Source organism: Lacibacter cauensis, from assembly GCF_007830055.1.
In the GTDB taxonomy this organism is placed as follows: domain Bacteria; phylum Bacteroidota; class Bacteroidia; order Chitinophagales; family Chitinophagaceae; genus Lacibacter; species Lacibacter cauensis.
The window spans coordinates 721,357-737,524 of sequence record NZ_VLLE01000004.1 but is presented as its reverse complement, the minus strand read 5'-3'; the positions used below and the strand labels follow the sequence as shown (position 1 = coordinate 737,524).

General features: G+C 40.5%; 12 protein-coding genes. 6 read left to right on the top strand and 6 right to left on the bottom strand.

All coding sequences use genetic code 11. The annotated features are described in order from the left end of the window. Positions 1–82 precede the first annotated feature (82 nt). A complete protein-coding gene (locus IQ13_RS13395) occupies positions 83–1,741 on the bottom strand; it encodes an amidase (protein WP_144886880.1) in 1,659 nt (552 codons plus the stop codon). 239 nt (positions 1,742–1,980) lie between these two features. Then, positions 1,981–3,051, bottom strand: coding sequence for a recombinase RecA (gene recA / locus IQ13_RS13390; protein WP_445352034.1), 1,071 nt, complete (start codon positions 3,049–3,051; stop codon positions 1,981–1,983). 701 nt (positions 3,052–3,752) lie between these two features. Between recA and IQ13_RS13385 the strand changes: the two genes are divergently transcribed. The 5 genes from IQ13_RS13385 to IQ13_RS13365 all read left to right on the top strand — a co-directional run bounded on the left by IQ13_RS13385 (position 3,753) and on the right by IQ13_RS13365 (position 11,354). Then, positions 3,753–4,616, top strand: coding sequence for a hypothetical protein (locus tag IQ13_RS13385; RefSeq protein WP_144886879.1), 864 nt, complete (start codon positions 3,753–3,755; stop codon positions 4,614–4,616). 230 nt (positions 4,617–4,846) lie between these two features. Then, a complete protein-coding gene (locus IQ13_RS13380; RefSeq protein ID WP_144886878.1) occupies positions 4,847–5,692 on the top strand; it encodes a HamA C-terminal domain-containing protein in 846 nt (281 codons plus the stop codon). Continuing rightward, positions 5,677–7,803 carry a DEAD/DEAH box helicase gene (locus IQ13_RS13375; protein ID WP_144886877.1) on the top strand — a complete coding sequence of 709 codons (2,127 nt, stop codon included), beginning with the start codon at positions 5,677–5,679 and terminating at the stop codon, positions 7,801–7,803. The genes IQ13_RS13380 and IQ13_RS13375 overlap by 16 nt, the downstream gene beginning before the upstream one ends. A gap of 991 nt (positions 7,804–8,794) precedes the next feature. Further along, complete coding sequence (locus IQ13_RS13370) at positions 8,795–9,370, top strand: hypothetical protein (RefSeq protein WP_144886876.1); 576 nt, start codon at positions 8,795–8,797, stop codon at positions 9,368–9,370. Positions 9,371–10,115: 745 nt separating this feature from the next. After that, the gene (locus IQ13_RS13365) at positions 10,116–11,354 is read left to right on the top strand and encodes a T9SS type A sorting domain-containing protein (RefSeq protein WP_144886875.1); all 1,239 of its coding nucleotides are present in this window, start codon (positions 10,116–10,118) and stop codon (positions 11,352–11,354) included. Between the two features lie 585 nt (positions 11,355–11,939). Here IQ13_RS13365 and IQ13_RS13360 read toward each other — a convergent pair. Then, a complete protein-coding gene (locus IQ13_RS13360; protein WP_158637393.1) occupies positions 11,940–12,746 on the bottom strand; it encodes a CE1 family esterase in 807 nt (268 codons plus the stop codon). A gap of 277 nt (positions 12,747–13,023) precedes the next feature. Between IQ13_RS13360 and IQ13_RS13355 the strand changes: the two genes are divergently transcribed. Further along, positions 13,024–13,494 carry a DUF4920 domain-containing protein gene (locus tag IQ13_RS13355; RefSeq protein WP_199758258.1) on the top strand — a complete coding sequence of 157 codons (471 nt, stop codon included), beginning with the start codon at positions 13,024–13,026 and terminating at the stop codon, positions 13,492–13,494. 147 nt (positions 13,495–13,641) lie between these two features. Here IQ13_RS13355 and IQ13_RS13350 read toward each other — a convergent pair whose 3' ends face one another. The 3 genes from IQ13_RS13350 to IQ13_RS13340 all read right to left on the bottom strand — a co-directional run bounded on the left by IQ13_RS13350 (position 13,642) and on the right by IQ13_RS13340 (position 16,051). Then, positions 13,642–14,274, bottom strand: a complete 633-nt coding sequence (locus tag IQ13_RS13350; protein WP_144886873.1) for a YceI family protein — start codon at positions 14,272–14,274, stop codon at positions 13,642–13,644. Between the two features lie 245 nt (positions 14,275–14,519). Beyond that, entirely contained in the window at positions 14,520–15,203 is a 684-nt protein-coding gene (locus IQ13_RS13345) for a hemerythrin domain-containing protein (RefSeq protein ID WP_144886872.1), read from the bottom strand. Between the two features lie 83 nt (positions 15,204–15,286). Next, entirely contained in the window at positions 15,287–16,051 is a 765-nt protein-coding gene (locus tag IQ13_RS13340; protein ID WP_144886871.1) for a DUF5602 domain-containing protein, read from the bottom strand. Positions 16,052–16,168 lie beyond the last annotated feature (117 nt).

The window sequence follows — 16,168 nt, the reverse complement described above, 5'->3', positions numbered from 1 at the left end:
CTCTATTCATTCTTTCTGTACTGCAGTTACAAGTCCTTTTCCTTTTCGAAAAAGACAGATCAGCGCATGCTTGTTGGCATTTTTACTGCATGAACATTGGCGGATGTACTTCATGCCATTGTGTAGCCTGTTGAAACAACGCACCCACCTGTAACAAAGTAGCTTCATCGTACAGTTTACCAATAAAGCTGATGCTGGTTGGCAGCTTACGCTGGTTAAAACCGGTAGGCATGCAAAGTGCAGGATGGCCAGTAAGGTTTGTAACTGCCAGCTGACTGCCGCCAAAGGTTGGTGTAATAACCACATCTACTGTTTCAAAAAAGGTTTGCATTTTCTGCATGAGTAGATAACGATGCCGGTTGGCATTGATGTATTCAACAGCAGGAATGAGGCGGGATGTGCGGAATGAATTAGGCCAGTCGTTTTTATTTTGACGGGTCAATTGATCATCAAGACCGGTAACGGTAAGCTGATCAAATGCTGCAGCACTTTCGGCACCAATGATGATACCCACCATATCGAAGTTGTATACAGCACTATCGGGGAAGATAACCGGTATCAGCTGGATGCCCATTTTTTCAAATGCCTTGAGTGCTTTCCATTCGTTGGCACTGGTATCTTTTATACGATCGAAATAGTTTTTGGCATAGCCGATGCGCAATTTTTTGATGTCTTTTTTGATGCTGTAGTTGAAAGGCATGTTGACTGCACTTGCATCTTTTCCATCGGTACCGTGGATGTAATTGAACACAACGGCAGCATCTTCTGCGCTGCGACAAATGGGTCCAACTTTATCGAGGCTCCAGGAAAGCGTCATGCCACCGCTGCGGCTGATGCTGCCAAATGTTGGGCGTAAGCCCGTGGCGCCACAGGCAGTAGAAGGCGACACAATAGAGCCCAATGTTTCGGTACCGATAGCAAAGGGTACCAAGCCTGCAACTGTAGCCGATGCTGAGCCGGCAGAAGATCCGGAAGAACCGAAGTTGAGGTTCCAGGGGTTTTTAGTACGACCGCCATACCACCAATCGCCCATGGCTAATGCGCCCAGCGTAAACTTGGCAGCTAATACTGCACCGGCTTCTTTCAGTTTCAGATATACATAACTGTCTTCGTCAATTGTCTGCTCCTTGTAGGGCGTTGCACCCCAGGTTGTTTTAGTACCTTTTACCGCAAACAAATCTTTTAGTCCATAAGGAATACCATGCAGCGGCCCTCTGTATTTTCCTTTTGCAAGTTCGGCATCGGCAGCTTTTGCCTGCTGCATAGCAATTTCTTCCGTTACTGTGATTACACATTGCAGTGTATCGCCATACTTGCGAATACGTTCAATAAAAAACGTTGTGAGTTCTACCGATGATATTTTTTTGTTTTTGATGAGAGATGCCAGTTGCAGCAAACTATAAAAAGCCAGATCAGCTTTGTTCTTTGGCATTGTTACATTAGCCGGAATGTTCCACTGTACCGGTAATTGTTTGCTGTTAAATTGCATGCCCGGCAACACGGGACTTTGCCAAAGGCTCATGGGTACACTGTTGTTGAGCGGAAGGCTCTGCATTTTGCTGTACTCCCTGCGGTTGTCTCTTACATCCCGCAACATGCTATCGAGTTCGGGTTCGGTAAAATCGAGTGCGATTACACGTGCAGCTGTTTGAATATCCTGTTTTGAAATGGTATCTGTTTGCTGTGCCTTTGCACAAAACGGGAAGGCAGCTACAAGCAGCCACTTTATTTTGGTAAGCATTTGTGTTGGTTTAGAAAGGAAAGCTACTAAAAGAACCGGCAGAAACAACAGCTGCTTATACGTTTGCACCGGTTAAACGATAAGCGGTCATAAGCATGTATTGCTGATGCTGTGTTGAAAGAAGAAAGTGGGCGAACAAATAACAGACAAGCGTATTACCGAAGTGCTGAAAAAGAAAAAGGTCCTTCGCTTTGCATTGCTGCTAACGAAAGACCTGTACTTACAAACAAACCCGAAGTTTACGAAGCAGCTGCGCCGCTTTGAATTTCTTTTATCTTTTCACGAATTTTTGCTTCAATTTCTGCCGACATTTCGGGGTTGTCCATGATGAGTTGTTTTACTGCATCACGACCTTGTCCTAACTTATCGCCATTGTAGCTGTACCAGCTACCGCTTTTCTGGATGATCGCTAAATCAACACCCATGTCAATGATTTCGCCTGTTTTGCTGATACCTTCTCCGAAGATGATATCGAATTCCGCTGCTTTGAACGGAGGTGCTACTTTGTTTTTTACCACTTTTACTTTTACACGGTTACCAATTGCTTCATCGCCATCTTTGATCTGGCTCATACGACGAATATCTAAACGAACCGATGCATAGAATTTTAAGGCATTACCACCGGTTGTTGTTTCGGGGTTACCGAACATGACACCGATCTTTTCACGCAGCTGGTTAATGAAAATGCAGATGGTATTTGTTTTATTGATGGTAGCTGTGAGTTTACGCAAGGCCTGGCTCATTAAACGGGCTTGTAAACCCATTTTGCTGTCGCCCATTTCGCCTTCCAGTTCACCTTTTGGTACCAACGCTGCCACCGAGTCGATTACCACTACATCCAATGCTCCGGAAAGAATTAAGCGATCGGCAATTTCCAATGCCTGTTCGCCATAATCGGGTTGGGAGATGAGCAGGTTGTCTACATCTACACCGAGCTTTTGCGCATATAAACTGTCGAATGCATGTTCCGCATCAATGATGGCACAGATACCGCCTTTCTTTTGTGCTTCTGCAATAATATGGGTTGCAATGGTTGTTTTACCGGAGCTTTCAGGACCATAAATTTCTACAATACGACCTTTGGGTACACCGCCAACGCCTAAAGCTGTATCTAAACCGATAGAACCGGTTGATACCACTTCCATTTCATGTACGCCTTTTTCATTCATCATCATTACACTGCCCTTGCCAAAGTCCTTATCAATTTTGTCGATGGTGAGCTTTAATGCCTTGAGCTTTTCATTGTTGATGTTGCTCTCTTTACTCATTTTTTCCTTTTTTGGTTTCTCCAAAATTAAAGTCTCTTCCATAACGGGTTTGTTTTGTTTGTACACACTAATTTATTTAGCAATACTAAAACTAAATTTTTTGGAAACCAAATGTTTTAGCAAAATTGTTTTTTGCAAGCGGGTTTTAAGGCTGAAACTTCCCGTTTGGGCACAAAAGGGAACGGAAGGGATCAAAAAGGATCAAAAGGGATCGTTTCGTCGAACTATCTACGGTGCATCTACGGGGTATGTACGGGGAGAGCTGAAGGCTGAATGCGGAATGCTTAATGCGGAAGGCAGAGAGAAGCCGGAAGTGTTTTGATATGAACTTATTTCTATATGCTTATTTTGTTTTATTTTTCCATTGCGCCAGCATGTGACAGCCGCTACCGTGATCCACCGGAACAGCCAGAGCTAACCCAAACTCCACGCTTACTCCCGGATAATTTGTTTTGATTGCTGCGCAGGTAACCGTTACAATAGTGATTTGTTTTGTAAAGTTGAAGCAGGAGGATGTGCTTTATAGTTGTGTACAAACGTTTAGCAACGTTTGCACAGGTATAAACAGAATAGTATTTGCGCAACTGTTACAAGAATAAACAATTTTTAGAACCAATTATTAATGAAGCGACTCGTAAAAAAAGCGAAAGTGGAGAGGCTGAAAGACTTGCGCATATTTATGCGTCAGCGGTAATTTTAGGACGACCAACCCCAGACAACAATTGTAACATCAAGAGACGAACATGGCAACGCTGATTAAGACAAAAAATGATACCATAAAACACTTAGAGGACAAAGTTCGTGACGGACAGATAATTTTATCAAAATGTCACAACCTACGTAATCAAAACGAATACGAAAAGTTACTTGATGAACACGAAATTTGGTGGAAGTCATCGGGAAATCTTTTAAAACAATTGTTTAGTGACGATGAAATTTCAAAGGATTTTTTGGACGTTGGCTTTATTTCATTTGACCCTAATGAAAGTTTTCAGGACAAAGTATCTGCTTTTAGTCAAAGCACTTATAGCGACATAGAAAAACTAAAAACAATAATCAAAGATGTAACAAACGATTTATACAGCTCACAAACCAATTCACAATCTACAAACAAAAATAAATGGGAACGTTCTCATAAAATTGCTTTAGCTTCCTTGGTTGTTGCAATTGTTGTTCTAATTTTTGGCAACAACTTATACGACAGGCTAACAAAACCATCTGAAAAACAAAACCAAGTTGACGACACTACATCAACAATACTCTCAATTGACACAACAGCAATTGTAAAACAGCTACCATACTTAGAGAATTATCCCATAATTGACAAAGGTTTATATGTAAAATACTACTACAATAATCTTGTTTTTGGTGGTGTAAATGTTGACAGCATTCAAATCAATGCAAGAACGGCGTCAAGTGAACCACTTGAAATAACCAAAGAGAAAAACTTCTTTAGCATGGATATTACAGAAGAACCTTTTATAGAATTTGAATATAAAGGCAAATACTATTCAATAGATTTGACAGGCAGACACTACGACTTTAAAATGACATTAAGAGAAATTGCAAAACCGACAATGACACTAAAAAAATATAATGAACTCTAAAAAAACTACCGCTAACAAGGTATTGCCAAAAGCGGGGCTGAATGGCTTCGATTGGGCATTTGTGTAAGGTTCAATATTCGTTCTTCTATTGAACTTTTGTGCTAAAACACCCCGCCTTCGGCAATACACGAACCGTTACGATACGGTAGACAACAAAGTATCGAAATGAGAAAAAGTAAACCTTTTCGACATACGAACCCAGTTATAAATAATTCGCTAAAGCAGAGTTAATGAAAGACAAACTGAAATTTTTAAAACTTCTTGTTCATTCTGAAACTCCTCCTGAGTGTGGCATAACAGGTTTATGCGGTGGTTACGAGCTGAAAGAATGGAGATATAATCAGTTTGCCGATTGGTTATTTGATGAGCATTTACTCGACTTTGCCTTAAAGTATTCAGAGTTTAAAATAGTTGACGGCAAATCTGCACCCAAAAAATTAAGAGAAGCAGCAAAAAATATTTTTCAGACTGATAATATCAAGAGGGGTGAGTTTGGTGAATTATTGCTTCACGGTATTTTGAAAGAAGCCTATGATACCATTCCTGCCATTAGCAAAATTTATTTTAAGGATGGCCCAAATGAAACCGTTAAAGGATTTGATGCTGTTCATGTTATAGCTGATGAAGATGGTTTAGAACTTTGGCTTGGAGAAGTAAAGTTTTACAATACTTTCTACAATGCTGTTTATGATGTTGTTCCCGAAATTGAAGCCCATTTTGATAAAGTTTACTTAAGAAATGAGTTCGCAGCAATCACCAACAAAATTGACAAGTCCTTTCCGCATTACGATAAACTGGTAAGACTGCTTGACCCAAATACTTCATTAGATGATGTGTTCAAGGCAATTTGTGTTCCTGTTTTGCTTACATATGATTCACCATTGGTGGCAAAGCACAGGGAATTTAATGAGGCTTATTTAAATGAAATATTACCTGAAATTGAAGTTAATCACAAAGCATTTTTAGCAAAAGTAAAATGCCCAGTCAAAATTCATTTGTTCTTATGTCCTTTGGAAAACAAGGCAAAATTATCTCAAACACTTTTAGATAAATTGGCAGCATGGCAGAAAATCTAAGCTTACTTGAAATCAACAATTTATTGAGGCAAAATGCTATCAATCCCCAGAATGCATTTTCTGTGATAAAATCAATTGCCAATAATCTTAATCAAAAGAATGAAGTCTATTTACAGGAAGTAATTCTTCGGGTTATTGAACAGCGTGACATGTTTGGTAACTACCAATCAATAATTAACGATTTTGCTAGAGAAATTGGCCTATTCCCATACCTTGACCCAAAAGAATTAAATCTTGCTGATAAAATTGCATATGAGTTTCACCGTCCAGACGGTGTTGAACAAGACAATATCGTTTTTCACAGGGCACAAGCAAGAGTTTATTTTGAATTACTTGATGGGAAAAATGTAATTCTTAGTGCACCAACGAGTTTTGGAAAAAGTTTGGTGATTGATACAATAATTGCCACTGAACGCTTCAAAAACATTGCAATTGTATTACCTACCATTGCTTTGATTGATGAAACAAGAAAGCGACTTTCACGCTTTAGAGACCTTTACAAAATCATAACTCATTCCACTCAGTCTGTAAGTGATAGAAATATTTTCGTTCTAACTCAAGAACGAGTTATGGAAATTATAAACGAAGTTGATGTTGACTTTTTTGTGATTGATGAATTCTACAAAATTCAACCCACGCCTCAAGACCAAGAAAGAAGCATTATATTAAACCAGGCATTTTACAAACTACTCAAAAAAGGCGGTCAATTTTATTTGTTAGGCCCAAACATTGAAAACATAAACTCAAAAGTATTTCCTGAAAATGTTGAAATAAACTTCATCAAGACAGACTACAAAACAGTAATCACAGAGAAGATTAAAGTTGCTGTTCCAACAAATGATGAAGATGCCCTTTTGAACTTATGTGCTGAATTGACAGAACCAACTTTAATTTATTGCAAGTCACCAAAAAGTGCAAACAAGGTTGCAAAACTGCTTTTTGATTCGGGAAAATTCAAAAAAAATCAAAACAACGCAAATGCAATTGAATGGTTAGAAGAAGAATATCATCCGCTTTGGTTTCTTCCTAAGGCATTGAAATTCGGAATAGGAATTCACCACGGTAAAATTCCACGGGCTATTTCACAGTTTGCCGTAAAAGCTTTTAATGAAGATAAACTTCAGTTTTTAGTTTGCACAAGCACCCTCATTGAAGGCGTAAATACAAAAGCTAAGAATGTAATCATATACGATAACAAGGTTGCCAATGAGAAATTTGACTTCTTTACCTTCAACAATATTTGTGGTAGAAGTGGCAGAATGTTTCAGCATTTTATCGGCAGAGTATTTCTTTTTCATGAACCACCAACCGAAGAACTGCCATTGGTAGATTTTCCCTTATTCAGCCAAACAGATGAAGTACCTGAGAAACTATTGATGCAAATGGACAATGATGATTTATCACAAAAATCAAAAGATAGAATTCAAACACTTTCTAACAATGGAATTTTAAGCATTAAGACAATTAAAGCTAATTCGAATATTGAACCACAAAGCCAAATTGACCTTGCAACTTTTCTAAAAGGTAATCTGAGAGGCTATCACTACCTATTGAAGTGGAACAGATTCCCCACTTATGACCAATTAAAGTTTGCATGCGAGTTAATTTGGAAATTTTTGGTTGATGGTGGTAGAGTTGGCGGCATTAGTTCAGGTAGCCAATTAGCTTTCAAAATAAATAATTTGAGGACTGTTGGTAATATCAAAGACCTAATTGCAAATGAGATTGATGAAGATGGAGAACCCGAAAAGGTAAATGAAGCTATAGAGAATATTTTAGAATTTATTCGTTTTTGGGCTCAATACAACTTTCCGAAATACATGATGGCATTGAATAGAATTCAGAAAGAACTTTATGAAGATATAGATTTTCAAACTGGTGACTATTCTTATTTCTCCTCACAAATCGAATGTTTATTTACAGACCCATTATTTGTTGCCTTAGATGAATATGGTATTCCAATTCAGACAAGTAATAAAATCAAAGACAAATTGTACACTAATGGTAATTTTGACGATTTACTTGAACAGATTCGAGAACTTCCAATTGAAAGTTTAGAAGTAACGCAATTCGAGAAAGAACTTTTAAATGATGCACAAAATCAAGTATAAAGACAGCCAACGTACAGTCCGACACGACACAAACTAGGGAAGGGAAACTCAACAAAGACTTTTTTCCCAAGCAACGTCTCCCAATAATTGCAATAGACTATTTGTACTAAGCTTAACGGGGACGTTGCGTGTTATGGAAAAGTAATTTTCTTATACACAACGTGCTCCACAGGCTTTGTGCGAAACAGCAACCAGGTACAGGGAGAGACATTGCTGAGAAGAAGAGCTGTGGTTCGGGCCGAACAACTAAAGCCGAGCTATAGAATATAAGATCAACCACATTAACTTTACTCAGCTTCGGTTCCAGGCTAACGAATCACAGAGTATCAGTACAGCAGAAAGCCCTGTCCGTAAACGGCTATTGTAAACAGACACTTCCTGCTAACTTATATACTCAGACTTAAAATGATGGAGTTAATAAAAAAATATCGGATCGCTCTTGTTGTGACGTTTGGGCTATGTCTATTTATCAAACCAGCATTATGCTTTTTAATTCTCGGGATACTTATATCTTATATCGGTTTTGCAGCAGTACTATTTCTAAAGAAAATTTCTAAGACAGGAATTGCTAGGACAGGCAACATCGTAGCATATGAATCCGATAGTGACGGACATAAAACACCACTAATTGAGTTTACTACTATTACAGGAGACATTATTAAAGCGAAGCCAATTATTTATGCTTCGACAGACCTAAGTAAACTAAGGTCGTATACTAATTTCATCAATCAACCTGTTCCCATTTTATATGACCCAGAGAACCCCAAAAAAATTTGTTCTGAAAAATGAAAAGGGGTTTAATTATGTGGTTTTCGTAATTTTCATATTGGCAGGACTGTTTTTTGTTGGGCTAAGCTTTAGTTGGTTATTAGGTTATATAAAAATGGGTTAAGCAAGAATAACAGCTTTCTTATCGGTTGGTGGCGCCATCAACCGAAATAGGTTCATAAAAGGTGGCTGGTGAACACAGCAACCATTAAAAACAATTGTTATGGCATTTCGTTTACATCCTGTATTTATCAAAAGTGAAACAATCAATACTCCTGAAGCATTGTTGCAGTTAATGGATAAGTCTGATTTAAAAAAAGGCGAGGCATTTGATTTTTATGCAACCAGTAAACAATACGATCGTGTGTTTATAGGCCGCATAGCTGATTATATGATCTGTTGCAATGGCAACCTGGCCTATGGTGCATTGGATGAGGAAAATCCTCTTTTGGATATAGAAGACGTTGAAGCTGCTGCCATCATCTGGGATGAAACATCTGCTGTATTTGGCTTCAGTATTATACGCAAGGGGATGGCCGTACGTAAAGTACTTGTTGTTGATGGCGAAATTGAATGCAACGAAGGTGAGCCGGTAGCGGAAGAGCTTGCGATTGATGAAGACAGTTTGTTTGATCCTGAAGAAAAAGAAGAAATACTGGAAGAAGAAGGCCCTGAAGGTTTTGCTGCACTTGTACAAGCCGAAAAAATATGCCGGGCAACCAATGCAGTTGCCAAACGATACCTTGGTACCGGTATTGTTGAACTGCGGGAGAAGCTTGCGTTACACGAATATTGTTAGTAACCTCTTCATCTGTTTATGCATCCAACCGCTTTTGTTGGTTGGTGAAGATCGCAACCGTTAAAGAAGGAATGTATGTTGCAGAGCAGATTGCTTCGTGCCTCGCAATGACGCTCCGGTTGGGGTTTTGTTTCGGAGGCGAGTCTGGTAAAACTGACTTGTCGTATTGGAACGAATAAATTAAGAACGGCGAGTCCCTTACAGGAGACTCGCCTGAGAAGAAAATATATTCCCAAGTTTACTACGAAAGCATCCGGTGGGCATTGGCCACGGATAAACACAGATGCACACAGATATGATGAAAGCCACAAATGCCACTAATTCGTACGAAGAAAAGTGAGTTTTGTTTAACCAGCTTCGTGATCTCATCCATTGAAAGTTTAAAAAAGTATAGCTTTTATATTCAGAGACCAATGCCTAAGACTTCAATTAAACACAGGAATAAATAAGCAAAAACTCTTATTTGGTTTCGTAGCAACTACTACTTAAGTGTAAAAAAATTATAATATATTTGCGGGAGTTTTAAAATCTATAAAATCCTTTTGCATGCATCGATCTTTACCCTCCTTTGTACCTATTCTTTTCCTGTTACCTGTGTTCTGTAAAATGAACCATCCGGTTGTTTCATTTTAAATTTTACACCATCTTTTTTAACTATTGTCAACTACACGGGATCGTGTGGCTGGATGAGGTGAATTGTTGCAGCACATTATTCTCATTTTACAAACCCAAAATCATCTCTGTTATGCGTTTTATTTTAGCAGCATCTTTTTTCTTTCTTTACTGCAGTACTTACAGTCAAACACTTTTCTGGAACGATACGTTTGAAGACAGCGGTGCACCTTCAAGCGGAAGCAGAACACCCAGTACGAACTTTTCGTGTGGAGGGCCACCAGCCACCAGCTATTTTTTCAGAACCAATACAGCAGGCATCAATTTAATAAGCGGAACCTACAGCGGTATGGAAGGAAGTAAGTTCTGGGCTTTCGAAGATGTTGATGCCAGCCCAATATGTGTTAATGGATCAGCAAGTGCCAATCAACAAGTAACCTGGTCCGGAATTAACATTACAGGCCGTACCAATTTAGTGTTCAGAGGTTTGTTTGCAGCAAACGGTTCATTCGCTTCTAACTGGGAGGGAGCTTCCTTTGGCGCAAACCAGGATTATATGGCAGTGGAATACCGCATTGATGGAGGCTCATGGACCAAGGCTATTGCCTTTTATGCAGGCACAACCGGGCAAACGCAAACGTTGAAATTAGAAACTACAGGTGATTTGGTTGGAGACGGAGCCGATTTGACTTATGCTTTTACCGAGTTTTCTGCAAATATTCCTGGTACGGGCAGCCTATTGGATTTACGATTGAATGTTTTTGCCAACGGTAGTGGTACGGAAGAAATGGCCGCAGATAATTTCAGACTGCTTGGTAATTTACCTACGTTGCCCGTAACGCTTGGTGGTTTTTACGCAAAAGCAGAAGGGGGGTTAAACAGGCTTAACTGGATTTGTACAGATGAATTCAATAACAGTCATTTTGAAGTTGAGCGTAGTACCGATGGTATACGTTTTGAAAAAATCGGCGTGGTAAACAGTAAAGGAAACAGTAACAGCCCGCAAGAATATAGTTATGTTGATGCACAGGGTTTACTACCTGTAAGTGCATATTACCGATTGAAACAGGTTGATGTAAACGGGTATTTCAGTTATTCGGCCGTAGTACTTGTGCAGCGTACAGGGCAAGATAATTCGGTTGCATACCCTAACCCGTTTGTGAACAGGTTGTTTGTGGAAACCAAAAGCAATAATGGTAACAGGGCAGAGGGTATACAGGTAATGGATGTTGCGGGAAGATTGTATGCTGTACCGGTAACCTATTTGCATAATGGTTTTGTGCTGGCTACTGAAAAGTTGCCGAGTGCAGTTTATTTTGTGCAATGGCATACAACGGGCAAGGTTTCACGCACAGTTGTAATTAAAAAATAGCACAGTATTCGTAAGCACTGTTTCTAGTGTAAGCGAACCGGAGAAGATAGCAGTTGAAAGCTTTTTTCCCAGCAACGTCTCCCAATAATTGAAGTATACTATTTGTACTGAGCTTAACGGGGGACGTTGCTTGTTTTATAAAAGTAATTTTCTTGTACGCAACGTCCTCCACAGGCTTTGTGCGAAACAGTAACTATGTACAGGGAGAGGAATTGCTGAGAAGAACGGCGAGTCCCATACAGGAGACTCGCCTGAGAATAAAATTGTTAATAACCTCTTCATCTGTTTATGCATCCAACCGCTGTTGTTGGTTGGTGAAGATCGCAATCATAAAAGAAGGAATGCATGTTGCAGAGCAGATTGCTTCGTGCCTCGCAATGACGCTCCGGTTGGGGCGATGTGTTACGAAGAAAGCGGCGAGTCCCTTGCAGGAGACTCGCCTGAGAAAAAAGCGGCCTTTTGCTCCTGTTGTCATCCTCGCCAACGTGCAAAAATTATGTGTATGCTGGTCGTATTCTTTGTTGGCGAGGATGCCAACAACAGTCTTTTTCCTTCTTCCTGTCCCCCAATCAAACAGCTTTGCAACTACGGCAACTGGTATTGCTGAAAAAAGCTCCACAACAGATCGTTGGCGTTGATGGAAGTGGAGGGAATATCGGAGTTTGGTCCACCGGGCAAGCCGCCGGGCCATCCATGTCCGCCATCGTTGGTTAAATAATAATCGATGGTCACATTGTTGGTACAGTTAAGCCAGCGGGTTAACGTGTAATTGCTGTTGCTGAAAATGGTTTGTTTAGTCGTTGTGCAATTATTCTTCAGCGACCATACATTGAACACCGAATCGAGTGGCGGACAGTACACACCACTTACCCCGTTACCATATCCACCGGTGTACACTACATGCTGATCGAGTTTGGAATGCATGTGCAACACCGGAACTGCTCTCGCCGGATTGCAAGGCTGGGTCACCACCATGGTAGAACCGTTGGGTGCAATGGCTGCAATCTTCGTACTCAGTTCGCAGGCTAAGCGGTAACTCATCATGCCACCGTTGGAATGGCCGGTAGCGTATACTTTCTTTGGATTGATCTTGTACGACGCAATCAGTTTATCAATAAGCATACTGATGAATTTTACATCGTTGATGTTATTGGTAACTGCCGGACCGCAGCAGGTGCCGGCATTCCAGGTATTGATGACACCGGTACCTTCCGGATAAACCACAATAAAACCTGCACTGTTTGCTTTTTGGGTGAGCAAGGAGGTGCTTTCGAACTGTGCAGCACTTCCACCGCCGCCATGCATGGCAATGACCAGCGAAAAGCCAGACTGTTCGTAATAGTTGGGCGGCAGGTTCAATACATATTTTCTGCTTAAGCCATCGACTTGCATTGTTTCCGTAAAACGGTAGGTTTTCGTTGACGGTTTTCCTTTCCTGCAGGAAAACAACAAAGGCGCAACAAGCATGAAGCAGTACATGAAAGCTGAACGGATATGCATAGAGGTTCCAGGTTGGTTTTACGTATAGGACGATCGATTGCTTAAACGGTTTAACCTGTACATTATTTTACAGCAGCCTGCAGGAATCTTGCTGTGGTCAATTGATTTTAACAGCAGTAGTTTGTTTGCTTTCGCAAGGATGTTAACTTTACTCCCTAAATTAAAAAGTATGAAAAAACTGTCTTTACTGATGATGGCAGCTTTTATAAGCGTTGCTGCTATGGCACAAAACGATCCGAAGCCTGCTGCGAAAGGCGTTACGTATGGTGCAGGTACCGAAAACAAAGATGCGGTTACCGTTGCTGCTATGGACGAGCAGGTACAAAAAAGCGGAAGTTTTAATGGAAGAATTACCGGGAAGGTTACCGAAGTATGCCAGGAAAAAGGCTGCTGGATGAAAGTAGAAAAAGCAAACGGCGAAACAGTAATGGTAAAGTTTAAAGATTACGGTTTCTTTATGCCAAAGAATATTGTGGGCCAAACAGTAGTGCTGGAAGGTGAAGCAAAAGTGAAGGAAGTAAGTGTAAAACAACAAAAGCATTATGCAGGCGATGCAGGCAAAAGCAAAGAAGAAATTAAACAAATTAAGGAAGCAAAGAAAGAAGTGCAGTTTGTAGCCGCCGGTGTATTGGTAATTTAAACAGCTTGTTATACAGCAAAGCCATCCCGAAAGAGATGGCTTTTTTTATTGTTGACGGTTGATGTGTTTCAAATTCGTGTACTGTTTTAAACGTAAAACGCCTCACAATTGTGAGGCGTTACTTATTAACCCAAAACTAACCACTGCTTATTTTGCTTTATTCAACTCTACCAATACGGTCAATTCAACATCTTTACCTACAACCAGGCCACCTGCTTCTGTAGCACGATCCCACTTAAGGTTGTAATCGAAACGGTTGATGGTTGTTGTAGCTTTAAAACCGGCTTTATCGCCACGGGTGCTTGTTGCAATACCGCCGAACTTCACATCAAACTTTACGGGCTTGGTCACATCACGAATGGTTAAATCGCCCACCAGTTCGTATTTGTTGTTGCCAAGTGGTTTGAAGGTTTTGCCTACGAAAGTTGCTTTTGGAAATTTCTCCGCATTAAAGAAATCATCGCTCTTTAAATGCTTGTCACGGTTTTCGTTGTCGGTGTTGATTGAATTGATATCAACCGAAAAATTGATTTTCGCATCGCTCCAGTCGGCCTTGCTGTGCTCCACTGTTCCGTCAAAAATTTTGAATGCACCTTCGGTTTCTGCTACCACCATGTGCGTAACAGAGAACTTAACATTTGAATGCGATTTGTCGAGTGTCCATTTGGTTGGCGTTTGTACTGCAGGAGCCAACTGCGCAGCAGCATCATCTTTCTTTAAAAAGGCAGAGAGGCTAACCACGCCAATACCTGCAACAAGCACAAATAGTAATTTCTTCATTGTTCAATTGATTTAGACTGCAAAGATGGGAAAAGTGTATGTACATACATGTAATTTAAATGTTAAAACACCGGATTCGTGTTTAAACGGGAAAAATCGATGTCTGAACAGGCAAAACAGAAGAAAAAAAGGGAGAAACGATGGGTTTTTAGGCAAAACTACCGGCAACGAAAACAGGTTCTGTTCAACTTTTGAAGCTGAACGGAACCTGTTGGTGAGCGTTTTTGAGGAGAATTGTCCTGATATCAGGCTGCGATCATAGCCCCTTCGGATAATTCTGTTTGGATAGCCGAAAGTCTTGCGATTGGTAACTCGGCGGCAGCCAAATCCATCATGCCTTGAAAGACAAAATCGGGCGCATTGTTTTTAACCTGGAGCAGCCATTGCTTTATTTCGCTGTTCGATAGTCCGTGCATCATCCATTTATTGTAGCTGGGCATGAGCTTCGGATCTACATGTGCAAGTATGCGCATGGTTACTTCGTGCAGCTGTTCATCGGTATAATAGCGCCACAAAATTTTGTTGAGCACCTCTTCTTCCTTGGCCATATGTGCCAGGTTAAAGTTCATAAAGGCTGCCACTGCATGTTCCAGTTTACGACCGATGTCTTTTTTTGCTTCATCCGATTCGCACAGTGAAAAGGCTTTTAACATGTCTGCCAAACCTGTACTCAACTTCAGATCAAGTACATGCTCGTTTTCAAACAAAGCCACAATAGAAGGTTCGTAAGCAGTTATTTCGGGTAAAATATAGTTGTCTTCGGTATGTGCATGTGCATCAAACAACTCCAGCACAGTGGCCACCTGCGCAGTTACAGCAGCGGCATCGCTTTCGTTTGTAAAATCGGTTTGCTGCAGTTTCATCATGGTATCGTACAACAGTGCACGCAGTCCTTTGTGCACCTGGTAAAAAATATTATAACGTTGCATGGTTTCTTTTTTTTTGATTGAAAGAAACCGGCGCTCTTACGGGATCGCCGGTGTTTTATCAGCGGTTGAAAAAGGGCTGTTGCTTAAGAAGCCGTGCGATACACAAAACCTTCGAGGATGATGTTGGTTGCCTGGCCTGCTTTCTGAATACGCATTTTTGTAGGGTAATAACCGCTTTGCTGGTATTTAGCAGGTTGCGGAATAGTGCGTTCGTAATTTGTTGTTGCTTTTAAAAACTCCAGCGTAATCATTGGCTCGTAAAAATTAATCTTCGCATCGTACGAACCTAAAATGAATGTTTCTGTAAATGGCTGGCCGTTTAGTTCGGGAGAAGTAACATCCACATAATGTTTACCCATTGTTGGAACAGGATCAATACCTATATAGTTAGCAGGTAAATATTCGGCCGGTACACTTGCAGCAAGTTTTGCAGGATCAACAAAGGTTTCTCTTTCAGCAGAGGATACGGTGTAAAAATGAAAATCGAAATGCGGCTTGGTGTAAATGTTTGCCGGTGGATGACCTGCAGGATTCCAGTTAACCCATGCATGTTTAAATGCAATGTTTGCAGCTTGTGATGGTAAAGAAAGCACAACGTTGTTGCTGTGATCGTGTCCACCACCGCTGCCATCGTCTGCAGGCATACTGTTCAAGGCTTCTTCATTAACTGTAATGGCAACTTTTACCGGATTACCATCTTTATCTAACTGTACCCATGTCCAGGCTTTGCCTTCGTGCATCGTGGTTTCGGGTCCTTTAAAAATACCTGCCTTCGATTGGTCTTTGTCTTTTGTACATGATGTGAGCACAAGTGCTGCTGCGGTGAAAACGAACAATAACTTTTTCATTGATGAAAGGTTTAATGATGAAGAATACACTGTTCTTTTTTTACAGTGTTATAAGTTAACAGCGCAAAGATGTTACACTTACAGGCGCAGAAAAACCTCCTGTTGTTTCAATTGACA

Bases quoted from the DNA above. Each gene is read 5' to 3' on its own strand.
- IQ13_RS13375 (WP_144886877.1), top strand. From the start codon at position 5,677: ATGGCAGAAAATCTAAGCTTACTTGAAATCAACAATTTATTGAGGCAA.
- IQ13_RS13395 (WP_144886880.1), bottom strand. From the start codon at position 1,741: ATGCTTACCAAAATAAAGTGGCTGCTTGTAGCTGCCTTCCCGTTTTGT.
- IQ13_RS13385 (WP_144886879.1), top strand. From the start codon at position 3,753: ATGGCAACGCTGATTAAGACAAAAAATGATACCATAAAACACTTAGAG.
- IQ13_RS13365 (WP_144886875.1), top strand. From the start codon at position 10,116: ATGCGTTTTATTTTAGCAGCATCTTTTTTCTTTCTTTACTGCAGTACT.
- IQ13_RS13340 (WP_144886871.1), bottom strand. From the start codon at position 16,051: ATGAAAAAGTTATTGTTCGTTTTCACCGCAGCAGCACTTGTGCTCACA.
- IQ13_RS13345 (WP_144886872.1), bottom strand. From the start codon at position 15,203: ATGCAACGTTATAATATTTTTTACCAGGTGCACAAAGGACTGCGTGCA.
- IQ13_RS13370 (WP_144886876.1), top strand. From the start codon at position 8,795: ATGGCATTTCGTTTACATCCTGTATTTATCAAAAGTGAAACAATCAAT.
- IQ13_RS13355 (WP_199758258.1), top strand. From the start codon at position 13,024: ATGAAAAAACTGTCTTTACTGATGATGGCAGCTTTTATAAGCGTTGCT.
- IQ13_RS13360 (WP_158637393.1), bottom strand. From the start codon at position 12,746: ATGCAAGTCGATGGCTTAAGCAGAAAATATGTATTGAACCTGCCGCCC.
- recA (WP_445352034.1), bottom strand. From the start codon at position 3,051: ATGGAAGAGACTTTAATTTTGGAGAAACCAAAAAAGGAAAAAATGAGT.
- IQ13_RS13380 (WP_144886878.1), top strand. From the start codon at position 4,847: ATGAAAGACAAACTGAAATTTTTAAAACTTCTTGTTCATTCTGAAACT.
- IQ13_RS13350 (WP_144886873.1), bottom strand. From the start codon at position 14,274: ATGAAGAAATTACTATTTGTGCTTGTTGCAGGTATTGGCGTGGTTAGC.